This is a genomic window from Pseudomonas sp. A6, from assembly GCF_052367875.1.
GTDB classification, from domain to species: domain Bacteria; phylum Pseudomonadota; class Gammaproteobacteria; order Pseudomonadales; family Pseudomonadaceae; genus Pseudomonas; species Pseudomonas citronellolis.
The window spans coordinates 1,412,593-1,431,480 of sequence record NZ_CP198970.1 but is presented as its reverse complement, the minus strand read 5'-3'; the positions used below and the strand labels follow the sequence as shown (position 1 = coordinate 1,431,480).

Genomic DNA, 18,888 nt, shown 5'->3' with positions numbered 1-18,888 from the left:
GGCGGTCAGCGCTTGCCGGCCCGCGCCAGGCAGCTCTGGTAGCGCTCGTCCACACGCTGGGCGAACCAGGCGGTGGTGAGGTTGCGGGTGATCTTCGGGCTGTGCAGGGTGATGCCCGGCAGCACCGCCCGGGCCAGGGGCTTGCCTTCGTTCTTCTCGGCCAGGGCGAAGACCTTGGCGTAGAGCTTCGTCTCGCCGAATTCGGCGCGCTCGCCCTGCTCCAGGTCGCGGCGGACCTGGCTGTCGCTCAGGCCCAGGCGCGGGCCCAGGGTGCGCACCGCAAGCTCAGTGGCGCCGGCGGCGCTGGAGTCGTAGCGGATCAGGTCGCCGTCCAGCGCCAGCGGGATGCCGGTGGCCAGGCTCACCGCGCGCTGGAAGGCGGCGTTGCGGCTGGCGTACCAGCCGGCGTTGAAGTCGGCGAAGCGGTACAGCGGCCGCGGGTAGTCCGCCGGGTAGCCCAGCAGGTGGGCGATGCCGAAGTACATGCCGCCGCGGCGGCTGAACACTTCCTGGCGCACGCTGCCCTTCATCGGGTACGGGTAGCCCTCGGCGTGCTGCTCGGCGAAAGCCACGCTGACCTGCATGGGCCCGCCGGTGCGCACCGGGTTGAAGCGGCCGAACAGCTGCTGGCCGAGCGGCACCATGCCGATGAAGTCGTCGAAGATGACGCTCAGCTCGCGCTCGCTGCGCACCGCATCCAGGCGCTGGCTGTAGCTCTTGCCGGTGGGCGACTTCAGCGCCAGCGCGGCGTCGAGCAGGAAGTTGGGGACGTGCAGGCGCGCGGCGCGCTTCTGCATCTCGCCGCGGGCGATGCGGCCCAGGCCCGGCACCTGCGGGTCGGCCTGGAAGTTGGATTCCTGCTCGGTGATCGCCAGCACCGAGCAGAGGTTCTCGGTGCTCGGGCGGATGCGCTGGGCGGCGAAGGCCGCCTGGATGTCCGTGGCCCAGCCGCTGCGGTCGCTCACCTTGGCCGGCAGCAGTTGCGCCAGGGTGGCGCGCACCTGCGCCGGCGTCGGCTCCGGCGCCTGGCGGGCGGACTGCGAACTGCAGCCGGCCAGGGCCAGCAGGCCGAGGGCGATGCCCAGGGCGCGCCAGGGCAGGCTGGCGGGACGGGCGAGCGGAATGGCGATGGCGGACATGGACGCTTCCTGACGACGAGACGCCGCGACCATCGCAGAAATGCCCTTTCCAGGCCAGCCCAAGGCGCCGACTTGCAGGCCCCTGGCCAGCCTCTAAGCTCGAATTCATGGCCCCCGGATTCGAGGTGAACGATGGACATCAAGGAACTCCGCAAGCAGGGCAAGGACGCCCGCGACAAGTGCCCGCGCAGCAGCCACTCCGAACCCGGGAAGATCGATCGCGACCCGCTGCCGCTGATCGAGGCCTCCAGCGCCGGCCGCGTGCAATCCCTGGTGGCGCTGCGCTACGGGCGCATGCTGGTGTCGCCCTTCACCTTCTTCCGCGGCAGCGCCCTGCTCCAGGCCCACGACCTCTCGGGCACCCCGGACATGGGCATGGAGCTGCCGATCTGCGGCGACTGCCACCTGATGAACTTCGGCGGCTTCGCCTCCCCCGAGCGCAACCTGCTGTTCAACGTCAACGACTTCGACGAGGTCCACCCCGGCCCCTGGGAGTGGGACCTCAAGCGCCTGGTGGCGAGCTTCCTGATCGCCGCCCGCGACCTGCGCCACGGCGAGACCGTGGAGGAGAACGCCTGCCACGAACTGATCGCCTCCTACCAGCAGAACATGGCCGAGTGCGCCGAGATGGGCGCCCTGGAGCTTTGGTACGGGCGCATCGACTACGAGGTGGCGCTGGAGCAGGAGAGGGAAAAGGACCTGCGCGAGCACGTGCAGCGCGCCATCGAGAAGGCCAACCGGCGCACCCACGCCGAGCTGCTGCCGAAGATCGCCGAGCGCGACGCCAAGGGCCGCCTGCAGATCCGCGACGACCTGCCGGAAATCTTCCACCTGCACGCCTCGACCTCGCTGCTGGACAAGGACGACGACTGGATGGACCTGGAGCACTGGCAGGACCTGCACGACACCTTCATGCGCGACTACCGCTCCACCCTGCAGGCCGACCGCCGCGACCTGCTCGACCGCTTCGAGGCGCAGGACCTGGTGTTCAAGGTGGTGGGCGTGGGCAGCGTCGGCACCCGCTGCCTGGTGGCGCTGCTCACCGATCCCCAGGAGCAGCCGCTGTTCCTGCAGTTCAAGGAAGCCCGCCCCTCGGTGCTGGCCGGCTACGTGCGCAGCAAGCTGCGCACCCGCCACCAGGGCCAGCGGGTGGTGGACGGCCAGCGCCTGATGCAGTCGGCCAGCGACCTCTTCCTCGGCTGGACCACCGGCCCCGGCGGCCGCCATTTCTACGTGCGCCAGCTGCGTGACATGAAGGTTTCGGCGGAACTGGAGACCTTCGACGAAAACGCCTTCCTCGCCTACGCCCGCGTCTGCGGCCGGGCCCTGGCCTGCGCCCACGCCAAGTCCGGCGGCCAGGCGGCGCGGATCGCCGGCTACATCGGCAAGAGCGATGCGCTGAACGATGCGCTGGTGCATTACGCCAAGGCTTATGCGTTGCAGAACGAGCGGGACTTCGAGCGGTTCCAGCGCGCTTGCCGCAAGGGGCAGCTGGAGGCGCGTTCGGAGGCGGATTTCGTGGCGGATCGGATGCCGTGAGGGGGATTGGTGGTTGTAGGAGCGAGCTTGCTCGCGAATGGAGTTCTACCGGGAGGTCCGGAGCGCATCCTCAAGAACGCCCTCTCCCTAACCCTCTCCCTGAAGGGAGAGGGGACCGTTGGGCAGAAACGGGAACGCTGGAGTTAGCCGGCAGTTGTGGAGTTGGAGGCGCGTTCGAAGGCGGATTTCGTGGCGGATCGGATGCCGTGAGGGGGATTGGTGGTTGTAGGAGCGAGCTTGCTCGCGAATGGAGTTCTACCGGGAGGTCCGGAGCGCATCCTCAAGAACGCCCTCTCCCTAACCCTCTCCCTGAGGGGAGAGGGGACCGTTGGGCAGAAACGGGAACGCTGGAGTTAGCCGGCAGTTGCGGAAATAGCCGGCGAACGCCATAGCCTCCGCCGGCACGGACAAGCCCCCTCTCCCTTCAGGGAGAGGGCTGGGGAGAGGGGGCTCTTGAACCCAACACCGCAGCCACCGACAAACTCCATTCGCGAGCAAGCTCGCTCCTACGAAAAGCGCCATGACGTAGGGCGTATAACCGTTCGCGGTTATACGCCGTTAGATCAGGCTCCCCCCTCCAGCGACTCCGTCCCCAGCTCGTTCCACACTTCCTCCGCCAGGTGGAAGGTGGCGTTGGCCGCCGGGATGCCGCAGTAGATCGCGCTCTGCAGCAGCACTTCCTTGATCTCCTCGCGGCTCACGCCGTTGTTGCGGGCGGCGCGCAGGTGCAGTTTCAGTTCGCCCTCGCGGTTCATGCCGATGAGCATGGCGATGGTCACCAGGCTGCGGGTGTGCCGCGGCAGGCCGGGGCGGGTCCAGATGTCGCCCCAGGCGTGGCGGGTGATCATTTCCTGGAATTCTTCGTTGAAGGCGGTGCGGTTCTGCAGGCTGCGGTCGACGTGGGCGTCGCCCAGCACCGCGCGGCGGACTTGCATGCCGGCTTCGTAGCGTTGTTTCTCGTCCATCGGGTTCTCTCTCGCTTGTCTGTCGCGCCTCAGCCGAGGCGCGCGTGTTCTTCCAGGGCGCGTTCCACCCAGCGGCGGCACTGGCCCAGGTAATGGGCCGGGTCGAGCAGTCGATCCAGCTCGGCTTCGCTCAATTGCGCGCGGACCTCGGCGTTGCCGCCCAGCACCTGGCGCAGGTGCGCGCCTTCGGCCACGGCCTGGCGGCAGCATTGCTCCACCAGGTGGTGCGCGGCGTCGCGGCCGATGCGCCGGGCCAGGGCGATGCTCACCGCCTCGGCCAGCACCAGGCCGCGGGTCAGGTCGAGGTTGCGGGCCATGCGCTGGGCGTCCACTTCCAGGCCCGGCACCACCAGCAGCGCCTGCTGCAGCGCGCCGGAGACCAGGCAGCAGAGTTCCGGCAGGCTTTCCCATTCGGCGTGCCACAGGCCGAGGCTGCGCTCGTGCTCCTGGGGCATCGCGCTCAGCATCGTCGCCACCAGGCCCGGCGCGCGGGTGGCGGCGCCGATCAGCACGGCGGCGCCCACCGGGTTGCGCTTGTGCGGCATGGTCGAGGAGCCGCCCTTGCCCGGCGCGGAAGGTTCGAAGACTTCGCCGGCCTCGGTCTGCATCAGCAGGCTGAGGTCGCGGCCGAGCTTGCCCAGGCTGCCGGCCACCAGGCCGAGCCAGGCGGCGAATTCGACGAGGCGGTCGCGCTGGGTGTGCCAGGGCTGTTCCGGCAGTTGCAGGCGCAGTTCCTCGGCCAGCGCCTCGGCTACGGCGAAGCCGTCGTCGCCCAGCGCCGCCAGGCTGCCGGAGGCGCCGCCGAACTGCAGGCTGAGCAGGCGTGGCTTGAGTTCGGCCAGGCGCTCGCGGTGGCGGGTGACCGCGCCGAGCCAGCCGGCGATCTTCATACCCAGCGTCACCGGGGTGGCGTGCTGCAGCCAGGTGCGCCCGGCCATGGGCACGTCGGCGTGCTGGCGCGCCTGCTCGGCCAGGGCCGCGCCCAGGCGCGCCAGGTCGTCTTCCAGCAGGCCGACGGCGGCGCGCAGTTGCAGCACCAGGCCGCTGTCCATGGCGTCCTGGCTGGTGGCGCCGAAGTGCACGTAGCGCTCGGCCTCCACGTCCGCCGCGGCGACCTGGCGGCCCAGCGCCTTGGCCATGGGGATGGCCGAGTTGCCGGCGCTGCAGATGGCCGTGGCCAGGGCGTCGAAGTCGTACAGCTCGGCGCGGCAGGCGGCCTCGATGGGCGCCACCGCGCTGGCCGGGATCACCCCGCAGCGCGCCTCGGCGCGGGCCAGGGCGGCCTCGAAGTCGAGCATGCCCTGCAGGCGCGCGCGGTCGCAGAACAGCTCGCGCATCGCCGGCTGGGTGAAGTAGGCGTCGAAAAGTCGGTTGCTCACGCAAGGGCTCCAGTTTTCTTCGTCATCAGGCACAGCCTACGCCATGCCGTGAACGCCGACGGGCGGACCGCTCGCGCGGCCCGCCCGTTCAGGCGTCGGAACGCATCAGAAATCGAAGAACACCGTCTCGCCTTCGCCCTGGATGCGGATGTCGAAACGATAGGCCAGTTGGCCGTTCACTTCGCAGCGGCGGGCCACCAGGGTCTCGCGGCGCGGCGCCTGTTCGATCAGGTTGAGCACCGGGTCCTTGGCGTTGGCCTCGGCCTCGTCCTCGAAGTACAGGCGCGTCTGCAGGTGGATGTTGATGCCGCGGGCGAACAGCGACACGTTGATGTGCGGCGCCTGCGGGCGGCCATCGGCGGCCTTGGTCACGCCGGGCTTGATGGTCTTCAGCGTCCACTCGCCGGCATCGAAGGTGGTGGCGGTGCGGCCGAAGCCGTTGAACGCCTTCTCGGCATCGTAGCGGCTGTCGTAGTTGCCTTCGTGGTCGGCCTGCCAGAACTCCAGGAAGGAGTCGCGCACCAGGTGGCCGTTGCCGTCATAGACGTGGCCCAGCAGCAGGATGTGCTCGCCGGCGGCGCCGGGCTTGGCCATCTGGTTCCAGATTTCCAGGTCGCGGGTCGGGTTGCCGGCCGCTTCCAGGGCCAGGCCGATGTGCACGTAGGGGCCGGCGGTCTGCGAGGGGGTTTCGGGGAGCAGTTGAACGGGCATGGCGAACCTCCTCAGCGATTCTCGAAGTGGGTCTGGCGCTGGCCGCGCAGGACGATGTCGAAGCGGTAGGCCAGGCAATCCATGGGGTTGGCCATGCCCATGTCCAGGCGCGCGATCAGGCTCTGCACCGCCTCGGGGTTGGCGATCGACTTGACGATGGGGCACATCGGGATCAGCGGGTCGCCCTCGAAGTACAGCTGGGTGATCAGCCGGGTGGCGATCGACGGGCCGCTGATGGAGAAGTGGATGTGCGCCGGGCGCCAGTCGTTGGGGCCGTTGCGCCACGGGTAGGGGCCGGGCTTGATGGTGCGGAAGATGTAGCGGCCGTCGCTGTCGGTGATGGCGCGGCCGACGCCGCCGAAGTTCGGGTCCAGCGGCGCCAGGTAGCGGTCGTTCTTGTGCCGGTAGCGGCCGCCGGCGTTGGCCTGCCACATTTCCACCAGGGTGTTGGACACCGGCTTGCCGTACTGGTCGACGACGCGGCCGTGGACGACGATGCGCTCGCCGATGGGCAGCGCGCCGGTGTTGAAGTTGAGCAGCAGGTCATTGTCGTGCTCGCCGAACTTCAGGTGCGAGAAGTCCGGGCCGGTGGTCTCGGAGATCGACTGCGGGATGCTCACCAGCGCCTGGCGCGGGGAGCGGGCGACGGAGGTCTTGTAGTCGGGGGTGAGGGCTTTGGGGTGCCAGTTGCGGTCACGGATGACGAACCGGCTGTTGTCCACTTCGGACATGGCGGTCTCCTGTTGTTGGAGTTATAGGAGCCTGTAGAGCATCAGGCATGTGCTCCGCAGTTTCCGCCAGCTCGGCGCGCAGGAAAATTGAAAAGCTGCCCGCAACCCATAACCAAATGGTTATGGATAAACCCCCTCGCGGTACTCCTGGCCCACCTCGCGCAGCACCTCCTGGCACCAGTGCGCACCGAGGGACAGCGGCAGCGAGGCGTTGCTGCAGATGCCCACCGAGCCGCCGGCCTCCTGCAGCTGCGGCGCCAGCTCGGCCAGCTCGCCCTTGCCCAGGGCCGCGCGCACCGCGTCCAGCGGCGCCATCCAGACCGCGTCGCTGTCGTCGACGTAGCGCCGGCTCAGGCTCAGCGAGAGGGTTTCCAGGCGCCGCGACGACTGGCGCAGGCCGTGCTCGACGAACAGGCTGTCGACGCGCTTGCGGATGGTGGTGCCGGCGGTGGGCAGCACCAGCGGGTATTCCTCCAGCTCCGCCGCGTCCAACGGCCGGCCCAGCAGCGGGTGGCCGGCGCGCACCACCAGGGTCAGCGGCTCGTTGTACAGGTGTTCGAAGGTCAGGCCCTGGATCTGCGGGCTGTCGGTCATGCGCCCGACCACCAGGTCCAGTTCGCCGACGCGCAGTTGCGAGAGCAGGTGCGCGCTGGGCCCGGTGACCACGCTGACCACCAGCGCCCCGTGGCGCGCGTGCAGGCGCCGCACCACTTCCGGGAGGAAGGCGCCCTCCACGGTGGAAAGCACGCCCAAGCGCGCGCTGCTGGCCGCGTATTCGCCGCCGCGCAGGCTCTCCACGCCGTCGCGCAGGGCCTGCACGCAGGGCCCGGCGTAACGCAGGAAGGCGATGCCGGCCTCGGTCAGCACAGCACCGCCCTTGCCACGTTCGAACAGGCTGGCGTCGAGCACTTCCTCCAGCTCCTTGAGGGTCTTCGACACCGCCGGCTGGCTCACCGCCAGGCGGTCGGCGGCGCGCGCCAGGCTGCCCAGGCGGGCCACTTCGAGGAAGCACAGCAGGTGGCGGAACTTGATGCGTGAGTCGATGTTCATCGGTTACCCCGGAAGGCCCTGGGCGACTGCCCGGTGCCGCGCTTGAAGAATCGCGAGAAGTACGCCGGCTCCGAGAAGCCCAGCTGGTCGGAGACCTCCTGCACGGTCATGTCCGTGTACACCAGGTTGCGCTTGGCCTCCAGCAGCAGGCGCTGGCTGATCAGCTGCAGCGCCGAGACGCCGGCCAGGCGCCGGCACAGGGCGTTGAGGTGCGCCGCGCTGATGCCCAGGCGCTCGGCGTAGCGCTCGATCGGCAGGTGCTCGCGCAAGTGCTCCTCCACCAGCCGGCGGAACGCCTGCAGGTGCTCGCGGCCGCGATCCGGCGCGGCGCTGGCGGCGTGGCTGGCCTGCAGGTGGCGGCGGCCCAGCCACACCAGCAGGGCGCTGACCAGCGAGCGCAGCATCAGCTCGCGGCCCGGCTCCTGGCGCGCGTATTCGCGCTCGATGGAGTCGAACAGGGTGCTCAGGTAGCGCTCGTCCTCGCCCACCGCGTAGCACTGCGGCTGCTCCAGCACGGCGCGGTCGAACTGGCGCAGCAGCTCCTCGGCGAAGGGCTGGGCCAGGCTGAGGACGTAGCCGTCGATCTGCGCGGTGAAGCGGAAACCGTGCACGCACAGGGGCGGCGAGACCTGCACTGTGGCCTCGCGCACGCGGGTGACGCTGCCCTCCACTTCCAGCTCGGCCTCGCCGGCGCGCACGTAGAGCAGCTGCACCAGGTCGGCGTGGCGGTGCGGGCGGATCTCCCAGTCGTAGAGGCTGCTGCGCGACGGAATGGTCTCGCAGTGCAGGGGGTCGGGTGTCGGCCAGGCGTGGGTCTCGCCGTAGAGCTGGAACACCGGGACCGGATTCGAAGCGGGCGTCTTGTGCATTTATAGGCCGCCGGGGCTATCCACGAAAAATCCAGGTTATCTGTTGGATATTGCCTTCTGCGCGGCGATTCATCCACCAAAAATGCAGGTGCCAATAACAACTACGCGGCCAGGGGGCGTGCCTACGACAAGGCCCCGGCCCGCGACGACGAGGAAAACAACAATGAAAACCCAGGTTGCCATCATCGGCGCCGGCCCTTCCGGCCTGCTGCTCGGCCAACTGCTGCAACGTGCCGGCATCGACAACGTCATCCTCGAACGCCAGAGCCCGGACTACGTGCTCGGGCGCATCCGCGCCGGGGTGCTGGAACAGGGCACCGTGGACCTGCTGCGCGAGGCCGGCGCCAATGCCCGCATGGACGCCGAGGGCCTGCCCCACGACGGCTTCGAGCTGGTGCTGGACGGCCGCCGCGAGCGCATCGACCTCAAGGGCCTGACCGGCGGCAAGAACGTGATGGTCTACGGCCAGACCGAAGTCACCCGCGACCTCATGGAAGCCCGCCAGGCCAGCGGCGCCCTGAGCATCTACGAAGCCGGCGACGTGCAACTGCACGAGGTGCAGGGCGAGAAGCCCTACGTCACCTTCACCAAGGACGGCGAGACGGCGCGCCTGGACTGCGACTACATCGCCGGCTGCGACGGCTTCCACGGCGTGTCGCGGCAGACCATCCCGGCGGACAAGCTCAAGATCTACGAACGCGTCTACCCCTTCGGCTGGCTCGGCCTGCTCAGCGACACCCCGCCGGTCAACCACGAACTCATCTACGCCAGCAGCGAGCGCGGCTTCAGCCTCAGCAGCATGCGTTCGGCCACCCGCAGCCGCTACTACCTGCAGGTGGGCCTGGAGGAGAAGGTCGAGGACTGGTCCGACGAGCGCTTCTGGGACGAACTCAAGCGCCGCCTGCCGGCCGACGCCGCCGCGCGCCTGGTCACCGGCCCGTCGCTGGAGAAGAGCATCGCCCCGCTGCGCAGCTTCGTGGTGGAGCCGCTGCAGTACGGCAAGCTGTTCCTGGTCGGCGACGCCGGGCACATAGTCCCGCCCACCGGCGCCAAGGGCCTGAACCTGGCAGCCAGCGACGTCGATGCCCTGTACCGCATCCTGGTGAAGGTCTATGGCGAAGGCCGCGTCGAGCTGCTGCAACGCTACTCGGAAGTCGCCCTGCGGCGCATCTGGAAGGCCGAGCGCTTCAGCTGGTGGATGACCAGCATGCTGCACAAATTCCCCGACAACGACGCCTTCACCCAGAAGATGCTCGATACTGAACTGGCCTACTTCCTCGACTCCCAGGCCGGGCGCACCTGCATCGCCGAGAACTACGTCGGCCTGCCCTTCGAACGCATCGACTGAAGGCAGCGCGGCGAGCCCCCGAAGGAGCGCGGGGGCTTGCCCTCGGCGAAAAAATTACGCAGAGTGTAAGGCAATTATGAAAACAACAGTGCCCGCCACGACGCGCACGCAGCCTGCGAGTGAGAGTCCATGGACCTCTACACCTACTACCGCTCCACCTCCAGCTACCGCGTGCGCATCGCCCTGGCCCTCAAGGGCCTGCAGCCCCGGCACGTCCCGGTCAACCTGCTGCAGGGCGAGCACCGCCAAGGCGCTTACCTGGCGCTGAACCCGCAAGGCCGCGTGCCGGCCCTGCGCACCGACGAAGGCGAACTGCTGATCCAGTCGCCGGCGATCATCGAATACCTGGAAGAACGCTACCCCGAGCCCGCCCTGCTGCCGGCCGACGCCCTGCAGCGCGCCCACCAGCGCGGCGTGGCGGCGCTCATCGGTTGCGACATCCACCCGCTGCACAACGTCGCCGTGCTCAACCGCCTGCGCGCCCTGGGCATAGACGAGGACGGCGTGAACCAGTGGATCGCCCACTGGATCGGCGAAGGCCTGAAGGCCGTGGAAGCGCTGATCGGCGACCAAGGCTTCTGCTGCGGCCCGCAGCCGGGCCTGGCCGACGTCTACCTGCTGCCGCAGCTGTACGCCGCCCGCCGCTTCGAGGTGGACCTGAGCCCATTCCCGCGCATACTCAGGGTAGAGCGCCTGGCCCTGGAGCACCCGGCCTTCCGCCAGGCCCACCCGGACGTCCAGGCCGACAAGCCGGCCTGAGGAGCGCGCCATGCAAAGCCTCGGATTCAAAGTCACCATCGGCGACTTCCTCGCCCGCAGCGTACGCGGCGTGCCCTGCTCGCCGCCGCGCCAGCCGCGCAGCTGACCCCACGACTTTCCGAATCCCGGACGCGCCGCCGAGCGCGTCCACCGCGAGGAACACGAACATGGCAGACCTCTTCGACAACCCCATGGGCCTCATGGGCTTCGAATTCATCGAATTCGCCTCCCCCACCCCCGGCGTGATGGAACCCATCTTCGCCAGCCTGGGCTTCACCAAGGTGGCCAGCCACCGCTCCAAGGACGTGCACCTGTACCGCCAGGGCGAGATCAACCTGATCCTCAACAACGAGCCCAAGAGCCTGGCGGCCTACTTCGCCGCCGAGCACGGCCCCTCAGTGTGCGGCATGGCCTTCCGCGTGAAGAACGCCCACCAGGCCTACGCCCGCGCCCTGGAGCTGGGCGCGCAGCCGGTGGAAATCCCCACCGGGCCGATGGAGCTGCGCCTGCCGGCGATCAAGGGCATCGGCGGCGCGCCGCTGTACCTGATCGACCGCTTCGGCGAGGGCTCGTCGATCTACGACATCGACTTCGAGTTCATCGAAGGCGTGGACCGCCACCCCAAAGGCGCCGGCCTGAAGATCATCGACCACCTCACCCACAACGTGTACCGCGGGCGCATGGCCTACTGGGCGGACTTCTACGAGAAGCTGTTCAACTTCCGCGAGATCCGCTACTTCGACATCAAGGGCGAGTACACCGGCCTGACCTCCAAGGCCATGACCGCGCCGGACGGCATGATCCGCATCCCGCTCAACGAGGAATCCTCCAAGGGCGCCGGGCAGATCGAGGAATTCCTCATGCAGTTCAACGGCGAGGGCATCCAGCACGTGGCCTTCCTCACCGACGACCTGGTGAAGACCTGGGACGCCCTCAAGGGCCTGGACATGCGCTTCATGACCGCGCCGCCGGCGACCTACTACGAGATGCTCGAAGAGCGCCTGCCCAACCACGGCGAGCCGGTGGAGGAACTGCGCAACCGCGGCATCCTCCTCGACGGCACCTCCGAGGGCGGCAACCGCCGTCTGCTGCTGCAGATCTTCTCGGAAACCCTGATGGGCCCGGTGTTCTTCGAGTTCATCCAGCGCAAGGGCGACGACGGCTTCGGCGAAGGCAACTTCAAGGCGCTGTTCGAGTCGATCGAGCGGGATCAGATCCGCCGTGGGGTGTTGGAGACGAAATAAACCGCGCCGAGGTGCTCTTCGTAGGAGCGAGGGGGACGCCTAGTTCTTGCTCGCGAACAAACGCGGTGCCATGCGGTTCGCGAGCAAGCTCGCTCCTACGAGAAGCCGTGCCCGCGATTCGCGCGCAGGGCGCGCTCCTACCGCGGACAGAGTCCGCTCCTACGACTCCAGGGAAGCACGGGCGTAGGAGCGGACTTCGTCCGCGATTAGATTCACCGGCCACGCCGGACGCCCCGGTGGCACGAACAGCCCCCTACTCCGGCCTGCGCCCCGCCATCCGCGCGGTAATCGCCGCCGCAGCCTCCTTCAGCAACTCCGCCGCCCGCCCCTGAGTCTCCGCACGAAAGGCACTCGCCGCCCCCACCACCGTCACCACCCCGGCCAGTTGCTCACCCACCGCAAACACCGGCGCCGACAGCGCATTCACCCCCGGCATCAACAACCCGTGCACATGGTGCAGGCCCGTGGCACGGATCTCCGCCGTCTGCTTGTGCAACTCCGCATCGTCCAGCGCACCAGGCATGCCCTTCTCCTCCTCGCGCAATGGCGCAGTCTCGCCGTCGGGCAGGTAGGCGTTGAATACCAGCCCGGTGGACGAGCCCAATAAGGGCAGCACCGAGCCCACGCGGGTGACCAGGGTCACCGCGCGCAGCGGCTGCTCCACCTGCACCACGGTCGGGCCCTTGTTGCCCCACACGGCGAGGAAGCAGGTTTCGTTCAGCTCGTCGCGCAGGGCGCTCAGGTGCGCCGTGGCGGCGCGCACCACGTCCAGCCGGCCGATGGCGGCCAGGCCGACGAACAGCGCCTCCGGGCCCAGGGCGTAGTGGTTGGTGGCCGCGTCCTGCTCGGCGAAGCCGCTGGCGATCAGTGCCTGCAGGTAGCGGTGGACCTTGGCCGCGGGCATGCCCACGTGCTCGGCCAGGCGCGACAGCGAAGTGGCCGGGGCCAGGTCGGCCAGGCCCTTGAGGATGTCGGTGCCGACTTCGGCGGCCTGCACTTTCTGGCGTTTCGGCGCGTCGCCGGTGTCCCTGGGAATGGCCATGCAATGACTCGTTCGTCGATGGAGGCGCTGTTATAGCTTGACCCCTTCCGGCGTTCAAATTACGTTATTCGTAATTCGATTACAAAAACAACGAGGTCGCCATGTCGTCCGCCGAATCGCTCACCTACCTGTCGGGTTTCAACAACCAGTTCAGCAGCGAAGCCCTGCCCGGCGCCCTGCCCCACGGGCAGAACTCGCCGCAGCAGGTGCCCTTCGGGCTCTACGCCGAGCAGCTTTCCGGCACCGCCTTCACCGTGCCGCGCAGCGAGGCCCGGCGCACCTGGCTGTACCGCATCAAGCCCTCGGCCAGCCACCCGCGCTTCGAGCGCCTGGCGCGGCAGATTCCCGGCCGCGAGCTGGGCCAGGTGAACCCCAACCGCCTGCGCTGGAACCCCCAGGACATCCCCGGCGAGCCCACCGACTTCCTCGACGGCCTGCTGACCCTCGCCGCCACCGCCGACGCCGAGCAGGCCAGCGGCGTCAGCGTGCACCTGTACCGCGCCAACCGCTCCATGGACCGGGTGTTCTACGACGCCGACGGCGAGCTGCTGATCGTCCCGCAACAGGGCCGCCTGCGCCTGGCCACCGAGCTGGGCCGGCTGGACATCGAGCCGCTGGAGATCGCGGTGATCCCGCGCGGCATGAAGTTCCGCGTCGAACTGCTCGACGCCAGCGCCAGCGGCTACATCTGCGAGAACCACGGCGCCGCCCTGCGCATCCCCGACCTGGGCCCCATCGGCAGCAACGGCCTGGCCAACCCGCGCGACTTCCTCGCCCCGGTGGCCCACTACGAAGACGTCGACGCGCCGGTGCAGCTGGTGCAGAAATTCCTCGGCGAGCTGTGGGCCTGCGAGCTGGACCACTCGCCGCTGGACGTGGTCGCCTGGCACGGCAACAACGTGCCCTACAAATACGACCTGCGCCTGTTCAACACCCTCGGCACGGTCAGCTACGACCACCCGGACCCGTCGATCTTCACCGTGCTCACCTCGCCCAGCGACACCCACGGCATGGCCAACGTCGACTTCGTGATCTTCCCGCCGCGCTGGATGGTGGCCGAGAACACCTTCCGCCCGCCGTGGTTCCACCGCAACCTGATGAACGAATTCATGGGCCTGCTCCTCGGCGCCTACGACGCCAAGGCCGACGGCTTCGCCCCCGGCGGCGCCTCGCTGCACAACTGCATGAGCGCCCACGGCCCGGACAACGCCAGCACCGTGCAGGCCATCGCCGCCGAGCTGAAACCGCACAAGATCGAAAACACCATGGCCTTCATGTTCGAGACCGGCCGCGTGCTGCGCCCGAGCCGCTACGCTCTCGAATGCCCGCAACTGCAGCGCGACTACGACGCCTGCTGGAGCGGCATGGCCAAGACCTTCCAGAGGAACTGAACCCCATGAACCAGGCAGACACCCGCCGCAGCTGGCTCGACTCCGCCAACGGCCACCCCGACTTCCCCCTGCAGAACCTGCCGCTGGGCGTGTTCAGCAGCCCCGGCCGCGAGCCGCGCGGCGGCGTGGCCATCGGCGAGCACATCCTCGACCTGAAGGCGGCGCTGGCCGCCGACCTGTTCGAAGGCGAGGCCCGCCACGCCGCCGAAGCCGCCAGCGGCGCCAGCCTCAATGCCTTCTTCGCCCTCGGCGCCGGCCCGCGCCGCGTGCTGCGCGAGCAACTGCAGGCGCTGCTGGCCGAAGGCAGCCCGCAGCAGGCGCGGATGCAGGAGCTGGGCGCCAGCCTGCTGCCGGCCCAGGCCGGCTGCCAGCTGCACCTGCCGGCCCAGGTGGGCGACTACACCGACTTCTACGTCGGCATCCACCACGCCAACAACGTCGGCCGCCTGTTCCGCCCGGACAACCCGCTGCTGCCCAACTACAAGCACGTGCCCATCGGCTACCACGGCCGCGCCTCCACCGTGGTCGCCTCCGGCGCCGCGGTGCGCCGGCCCAACGGCCAGACCCTGGCGCCGGGCGCCGAGGCCCCGGGCTTCGGCCCGAGCAAGCGGCTGGACTACGAACTGGAGCTGGGCATCTGGATCGGCCCGGGCAACGAGATGGGCGAGGCCATCGGCATCGGCCAGGCCGAGCAGCACGTGGCCGGCTACTGCCTGCTCAACGACTGGTCGGCGCGCGACGTGCAGGCCTGGGAATACCAGCCGCTGGGCCCGTTCCTGGCGAAGAACTTCGCCACCAGCGTGTCGCCCTGGGTGGTCACCGCCGAGGCCCTGGCGCCGTTCCGCAAGGCCCAGCCGCCGCGCCCGGAAGGCGACCCGCAACCGCTGCCCTACCTGCTGGACGAACACGACCAGGCCCAGGGCGCGTTCGACATCCAGCTGGAAGTGCTGCTGCAGACCGCCGCCATGCGCGAGCAAGGCATCGAGCCGCTGCGCCTGGCGCTGAGCAACACGCAGAACATGTACTGGACGGTGGCGCAGATGGTCGCCCACCACAGCGTCGGCGGCTGCAAGCTGCAGGCCGGCGACCTGTTCGGCTCCGGCACCCTCTCCGGGCCCGCGCCGGAAGCCTTCGGCAGCCTGCTGGAGAGCACCTTGGGCGGCAAGCAGCCGCTGGAACTGCCCGGCGGCGAGCAGCGCACCTTCCTGCAGGACGGCGACGAAGTGATCTTCCGCGCCTGGTGCGAACGCGAAGGCTACCCGCGCATCGGCTTCGGCGAGTGCCGCGGGGTGATCCTGCCGGCGCGTTGAAACACGAGGGTTCCCCTACGCGTAGGGCGTATAACCCTCCGGGTTATACGCCGCCTGGCCTTGGCCATGCCCCGTTCGGGGTCGGCCTGAAGGAGCCGCCCAGCATGGCTGCGAGGTCAGCGGAGGCATCGGTGAAACGGCGTATAACCGCGAACGGTTATACGCCCTACCCCGCCGGGGACAACGTCCCCAACAGCGACACGACGGCCACAGCCGCGAGCCCGCACACCCACTCCAGCACCACGCTGCGCCGCAGCGCCAGCAGGCGCTTCTCGCGGAACGCCAGGGCCACGCGGTTGAGCAGGGCCAGGGCGAGCATCCCCGCCACCAGCAGCAGCTTGATCGTCAGCACCAGCCCGAAGGTGGAAGTGCGCGGGTCCGGCCATTGCCCGACCAGCGCCCAGACGTTCACCAGCCCGCTGGCCGCCACCCCGGCCACCAGCAGGTAGCCCACGCCACTGAAGCGCCGCAGCGCCTCGCCATGGGTGGAATCCGGCGCGCGGTACAGCAGCGCCGCCAGCAACAGCAGGCCGCCGAGCCAGGCGCCGGCGCAGAGCAGGTGCAGGGCCTGGTTGAGCATCAGCCCGACGCCAGCCCAGCCGTCGAGCATGGCGCCATGGCCCACCGGCGCCAGGCTGGCCAGCACGGCGCCGGCCAGCAGCACGCGCAGCGGGTTGTCCACCGACAAAGGCAGGCACAGCGCAACCAGCAGCGCGACGTTCGCCAGCAGGTGCCAGGCCCAGACCTGGCCGAAGAAGGTCTGCCCCAGCACCAGCCGCAGCGTCGGCCCATCCAGGGCGGCGGACCAGTCGCCGGCCATGCTCGCCGCCACCAGGCCGAGCCAGGCCAGGCCGCTGAACAGCGCCAGCGCGGCGGCGATGCGTTGCCCAGCGAGCACGCGGCCGTCCAGCGCCGCCAGCACGGCGGGCTCCTGGCGGCGCAGCACCGCACGGAACAGCGCCACGCCGAACAGCGTCAGGGTCAGGGCGAGATGCAGGAAACGGCAGAAAACCAGGGCGTCATCCATGGCGGATGCGGCTCATGGTTCAGGGCGCGACCTTGAAAGCATAGCTGCCGTTGCTCTTGTGGGTGTCCACCGAAACGGCGTGCCATTCCACCTTGTACTCGCCGGCCGGCAGCGGCTGGTCGAAGGTCACCACCAGCACCTTGGCGTCGCCCTCGGTGGTGGCGATGCCGGCCACCTTCACGGCCTTGCCGTCGGCGGCGGTGACCGTGACCTTGGTGAACTTCGCCTCGACGCCCTCGGAGAAGGTCAGGCGCAGCTCCTTGGGGGCGGCGGCGGTGCTGTCGGCGGCGGGGGTTTCGCTCTTCAGGTGGGCGTGGGCGAAGACGGCGGGGGCGTTGAGGATGGCGAGCAGGCCAAGGGTGGCTAGCAGGGGGGAACGGCGCATGGCGGGACCTCGAATGGATTGCGGCGCCGGGGAGCTTAGCAAAGACGCCGCCGTGCCAACGACGAATAATCGCGGACGGAGTCCGCTCCTACCCCCGGCAAATATGCCCCGTAGGATGGGTCGAGCGAAGCGATGCCCATCGCCGTGGCCGCATGGGTTTCGCCAATACTCAACCCATCCTACGAAAAGCGCCCCGGTGCCCCGGAGACGCCCGCAGAGGGTCCAGGAAAGCACGGTCGTAGGAGCGGACTCCGTCCGCGATGGCCCCAGGCCGCGCCGGGCTCACCCCTGCAACCGACTCACATCCCCCGGATCGATAGAAGCCCCAGCCCCCAACTCCTCCCGCTGCTGCGCCAGACGCGCCCCCTCCTGCGCAACCAGCGCAAAAAGCTTCTCCGGATCAGCCTGCCGCAACTGCAACGCCAGCTTCTCCATCCCCTCGGCCACCACGATGTCATGCTGCCGCGCAGCCAGGCCGGCGAGGATGGTCTGGGCCGCCACCGCCGGGTCGATGCCGTTGTCGATGTTGGTGTCCGAGCGGCCGCGCTGGGTGCCGTTGCCTTCCAGGGAGTTCAGCGCGATGGCGGTGCGCACCGAGCCCGGCAGGATCACGCTGACGCCGATGCCGTAGGCTGCCTCCACTTCCGCGCGCAGCGCCTCGAAGTAGCCGACCACCGCGTGCTTGGCGCCGCAGTAGCCGGTGCGCAGCGGCGCGCCGACCTTGCCGGCCACCGAGCTGACCACCGCCAGTTGCCCGCCGCGCTGTTCCACCAGGCGCGGCAGCAGGGCCTGGGTCAGGGCCACGGGGGCCAGGTAGTCCACTTCCATCAGTTGGCGATAGACCGCAAGGCCGGTATCCAGGGCCAGGCTGCGCTGGCTGACGCCGGCGTTGTTCACCAGCAGGTCGATGCGCCCGCGCCAGGCCCAGGCCTGCTCCACCAGGGCCGGCAGGCGCTCGTAGTCGGTGCTTTCGAAGGGCAGCACCAGGGCCCGCTGCGGGGCGCGTCCGGCCAGCGCCTGCAGGGCCTCGACGCGGCGGCCGGAGAGGATCACCTCGGCGCCCTGCTCCAGCAATGCCAGCGCCAGCGCCTCGCCGATGCCGGAAGAGGCGCCGGTTATCCACACTACCTTGGCTGCGAAACTCATCTTGTTGTTCTCCTTGGCCTGCGGGCGCACGCCGCCCGCGTTGCCAGGCAGGCTAGGCCAGCGCGTGGCGCAGGACTGCCGGAAACCCGACAATTGCCATGGCTTGCAGCGGCCGGGCAAGGCGGTCAAAGTGCCTCGACCCACTGCCCGAACCCGCCCCATGCCCGATACCGAAGACCTCCTGCAGCAATTGGGCGCCAACCCCTGGTTCGCCCGCCTGGCGCCCACGGTGCGCCGCACCCTGGCCGCCGAGGGCCGGCGCCAGCCGTTGCGCGCCGGCGAGTTCGTGTTCCGCCAGGGCGACCGCGGCGAGCACTTCCTCACCCTGCTGCACGGCAAGCTGAAGGCCTCGACCCTGCGCGAGGACGGCAAGGAGGCGATCCTCGCAGTGCTGGAGCCCGGCCACTGGTTCGGCGAGGCGTCGATGCTCGACGGCCTGCCGCGCACCCACGACGTGCTCGCCAGCCGCGACAGCGAGGTGCTGGGCGTGGACCAGGCGACCTTCGACCGGCTGATGCTCGACAACGGCTTCGCCCGCGCCGTCTGCGTGCTCCAGGCGCAGCACACGCGCCTGGTCTACCGCCTGCTGGAAGACGCCATGCTGCGCTCCACCCGCGCCCGCATCGCCAGCCGCCTGGAACAGCTGGCGCGCGGCGACGGCAGCATCGACGGCGAGCAGCGCCAGCTGGTGCGCATCAGCCAGGACGAGCTGGCGATGATGCTCGGCATCAGCCGCCAGACGCTGTCCCTGGAACTGCGCGAGCTGGTGGCCGGCGGCGCGCTGGAGCTGGGCTACCGGCAGCTGCGCATCGTCTCGCTGGAGAAGCTGCGGGAGATGGCGGCGCAGAGTTGA

At 69.3% G+C, this 18,888-nt stretch carries 18 protein-coding genes; 7 read left to right on the top strand and 11 right to left on the bottom strand.

Annotated features, from left to right (window positions below):
* Positions 1-5: 5 nt before the first annotated feature.
* Complete coding sequence (locus ACTWJ5_RS06480) at positions 6-1,139, bottom strand: DUF1615 domain-containing protein (protein WP_444437853.1); 1,134 nt, start codon at positions 1,137-1,139, stop codon at positions 6-8.
* Positions 1,140-1,271: 132 nt separating this feature from the next.
* Between ACTWJ5_RS06480 and ACTWJ5_RS06475 the strand changes: the two genes are divergently transcribed.
* Positions 1,272-2,678: a DUF2252 domain-containing protein gene (locus tag ACTWJ5_RS06475; RefSeq protein ID WP_444437851.1), complete on the top strand. Its 1,407-nt coding sequence runs from the start codon at positions 1,272-1,274 to the stop codon at positions 2,676-2,678.
* Positions 2,679-3,241: 563 nt separating this feature from the next.
* Here ACTWJ5_RS06475 and pcaC read toward each other — a convergent pair.
* The 6 genes from pcaC to ACTWJ5_RS06445 all read right to left on the bottom strand — a co-directional run bounded on the left by pcaC (position 3,242) and on the right by ACTWJ5_RS06445 (position 8,383).
* Positions 3,242-3,643, bottom strand: a complete 402-nt coding sequence (pcaC, locus tag ACTWJ5_RS06470; protein ID WP_009618062.1) for a 4-carboxymuconolactone decarboxylase — start codon at positions 3,641-3,643, stop codon at positions 3,242-3,244.
* A 29-nt stretch (positions 3,644-3,672) separates the two neighbouring features.
* A complete protein-coding gene (locus ACTWJ5_RS06465; RefSeq protein ID WP_444439545.1) occupies positions 3,673-4,980 on the bottom strand; it encodes a 3-carboxy-cis,cis-muconate cycloisomerase in 1,308 nt (435 codons plus the stop codon).
* A 147-nt stretch (positions 4,981-5,127) separates the two neighbouring features.
* The gene (gene pcaG, locus ACTWJ5_RS06460; protein ID WP_009618058.1) at positions 5,128-5,733 is read right to left on the bottom strand and encodes a protocatechuate 3,4-dioxygenase subunit alpha; all 606 of its coding nucleotides are present in this window, start codon (positions 5,731-5,733) and stop codon (positions 5,128-5,130) included.
* A gap of 11 nt (positions 5,734-5,744) precedes the next feature.
* Positions 5,745-6,464, bottom strand: a complete 720-nt coding sequence (gene pcaH, locus ACTWJ5_RS06455; RefSeq protein ID WP_444437848.1) for a protocatechuate 3,4-dioxygenase subunit beta — start codon at positions 6,462-6,464, stop codon at positions 5,745-5,747.
* A 120-nt stretch (positions 6,465-6,584) separates the two neighbouring features.
* Positions 6,585-7,514 (bottom strand): pca operon transcription factor PcaQ, encoded by a 930-nt coding sequence (gene pcaQ, locus ACTWJ5_RS06450; RefSeq protein ID WP_043272424.1) that lies wholly within the window; start codon positions 7,512-7,514, stop codon positions 6,585-6,587.
* On the bottom strand, positions 7,511-8,383 hold the full coding sequence (locus ACTWJ5_RS06445; protein ID WP_249917696.1) for a helix-turn-helix domain-containing protein: 873 nt from the start codon (positions 8,381-8,383) through the stop codon (positions 7,511-7,513). The genes pcaQ and ACTWJ5_RS06445 overlap by 4 nt, the downstream gene beginning before the upstream one ends.
* 163 nt (positions 8,384-8,546) lie before the next feature.
* Here ACTWJ5_RS06445 and pobA point away from each other — a divergent pair, with 163 nt between their 5' ends.
* The 3 genes from pobA (at position 8,547) to hppD (ending at position 11,734) form a co-directional block, all read left to right on the top strand.
* Entirely contained in the window at positions 8,547-9,731 is a 1,185-nt protein-coding gene (gene pobA / locus ACTWJ5_RS06440) for a 4-hydroxybenzoate 3-monooxygenase (RefSeq protein ID WP_253391530.1), read from the top strand.
* A gap of 129 nt (positions 9,732-9,860) precedes the next feature.
* Positions 9,861-10,490 (top strand): maleylacetoacetate isomerase, encoded by a 630-nt coding sequence (gene maiA / locus ACTWJ5_RS06435; RefSeq protein WP_009618041.1) that lies wholly within the window; start codon positions 9,861-9,863, stop codon positions 10,488-10,490.
* Between the two features lie 167 nt (positions 10,491-10,657).
* On the top strand, positions 10,658-11,734 hold the full coding sequence (gene hppD / locus ACTWJ5_RS06430) for a 4-hydroxyphenylpyruvate dioxygenase (RefSeq protein WP_444437845.1): 1,077 nt from the start codon (positions 10,658-10,660) through the stop codon (positions 11,732-11,734).
* A gap of 253 nt (positions 11,735-11,987) precedes the next feature.
* On the opposite strand, the gene ACTWJ5_RS06425 is transcribed toward hppD, so the two are convergent.
* Positions 11,988-12,776: an IclR family transcriptional regulator gene (locus ACTWJ5_RS06425; protein WP_253408403.1), complete on the bottom strand. Its 789-nt coding sequence runs from the start codon at positions 12,774-12,776 to the stop codon at positions 11,988-11,990.
* Positions 12,777-12,877: 101 nt separating this feature from the next.
* Here ACTWJ5_RS06425 and hmgA point away from each other — a divergent pair, with 101 nt between their 5' ends.
* Both hmgA and fahA read left to right on the top strand, forming a co-directional pair.
* The gene (hmgA, locus tag ACTWJ5_RS06420) at positions 12,878-14,167 is read left to right on the top strand and encodes a homogentisate 1,2-dioxygenase (RefSeq protein ID WP_444437843.1); all 1,290 of its coding nucleotides are present in this window, start codon (positions 12,878-12,880) and stop codon (positions 14,165-14,167) included.
* Positions 14,168-14,172: 5 nt separating this feature from the next.
* Positions 14,173-15,477: a fumarylacetoacetase gene (gene fahA, locus ACTWJ5_RS06415; protein ID WP_444437841.1), complete on the top strand. Its 1,305-nt coding sequence runs from the start codon at positions 14,173-14,175 to the stop codon at positions 15,475-15,477.
* A 166-nt stretch (positions 15,478-15,643) separates the two neighbouring features.
* Here the strand turns inward: fahA and copD are convergent, their stop codons facing one another.
* The 3 genes from copD to ACTWJ5_RS06400 all read right to left on the bottom strand — a co-directional run bounded on the left by copD (position 15,644) and on the right by ACTWJ5_RS06400 (position 18,035).
* Positions 15,644-16,504 carry a copper homeostasis membrane protein CopD gene (gene copD / locus ACTWJ5_RS06410; protein WP_444437839.1) on the bottom strand — a complete coding sequence of 287 codons (861 nt, stop codon included), beginning with the start codon at positions 16,502-16,504 and terminating at the stop codon, positions 15,644-15,646.
* Between the two features lie 19 nt (positions 16,505-16,523).
* Positions 16,524-16,889 (bottom strand): copper homeostasis periplasmic binding protein CopC, encoded by a 366-nt coding sequence (gene copC / locus ACTWJ5_RS06405; protein ID WP_444437837.1) that lies wholly within the window; start codon positions 16,887-16,889, stop codon positions 16,524-16,526.
* A gap of 282 nt (positions 16,890-17,171) precedes the next feature.
* A complete protein-coding gene (locus ACTWJ5_RS06400; protein ID WP_043272414.1) occupies positions 17,172-18,035 on the bottom strand; it encodes an SDR family NAD(P)-dependent oxidoreductase in 864 nt (287 codons plus the stop codon).
* A 160-nt stretch (positions 18,036-18,195) separates the two neighbouring features.
* On the opposite strand from ACTWJ5_RS06400, the gene ACTWJ5_RS06395 reads away from it, so the two are divergent.
* Positions 18,196-18,888, top strand: a complete 693-nt coding sequence (locus ACTWJ5_RS06395) for a Crp/Fnr family transcriptional regulator (protein WP_444437834.1) — start codon at positions 18,196-18,198, stop codon at positions 18,886-18,888.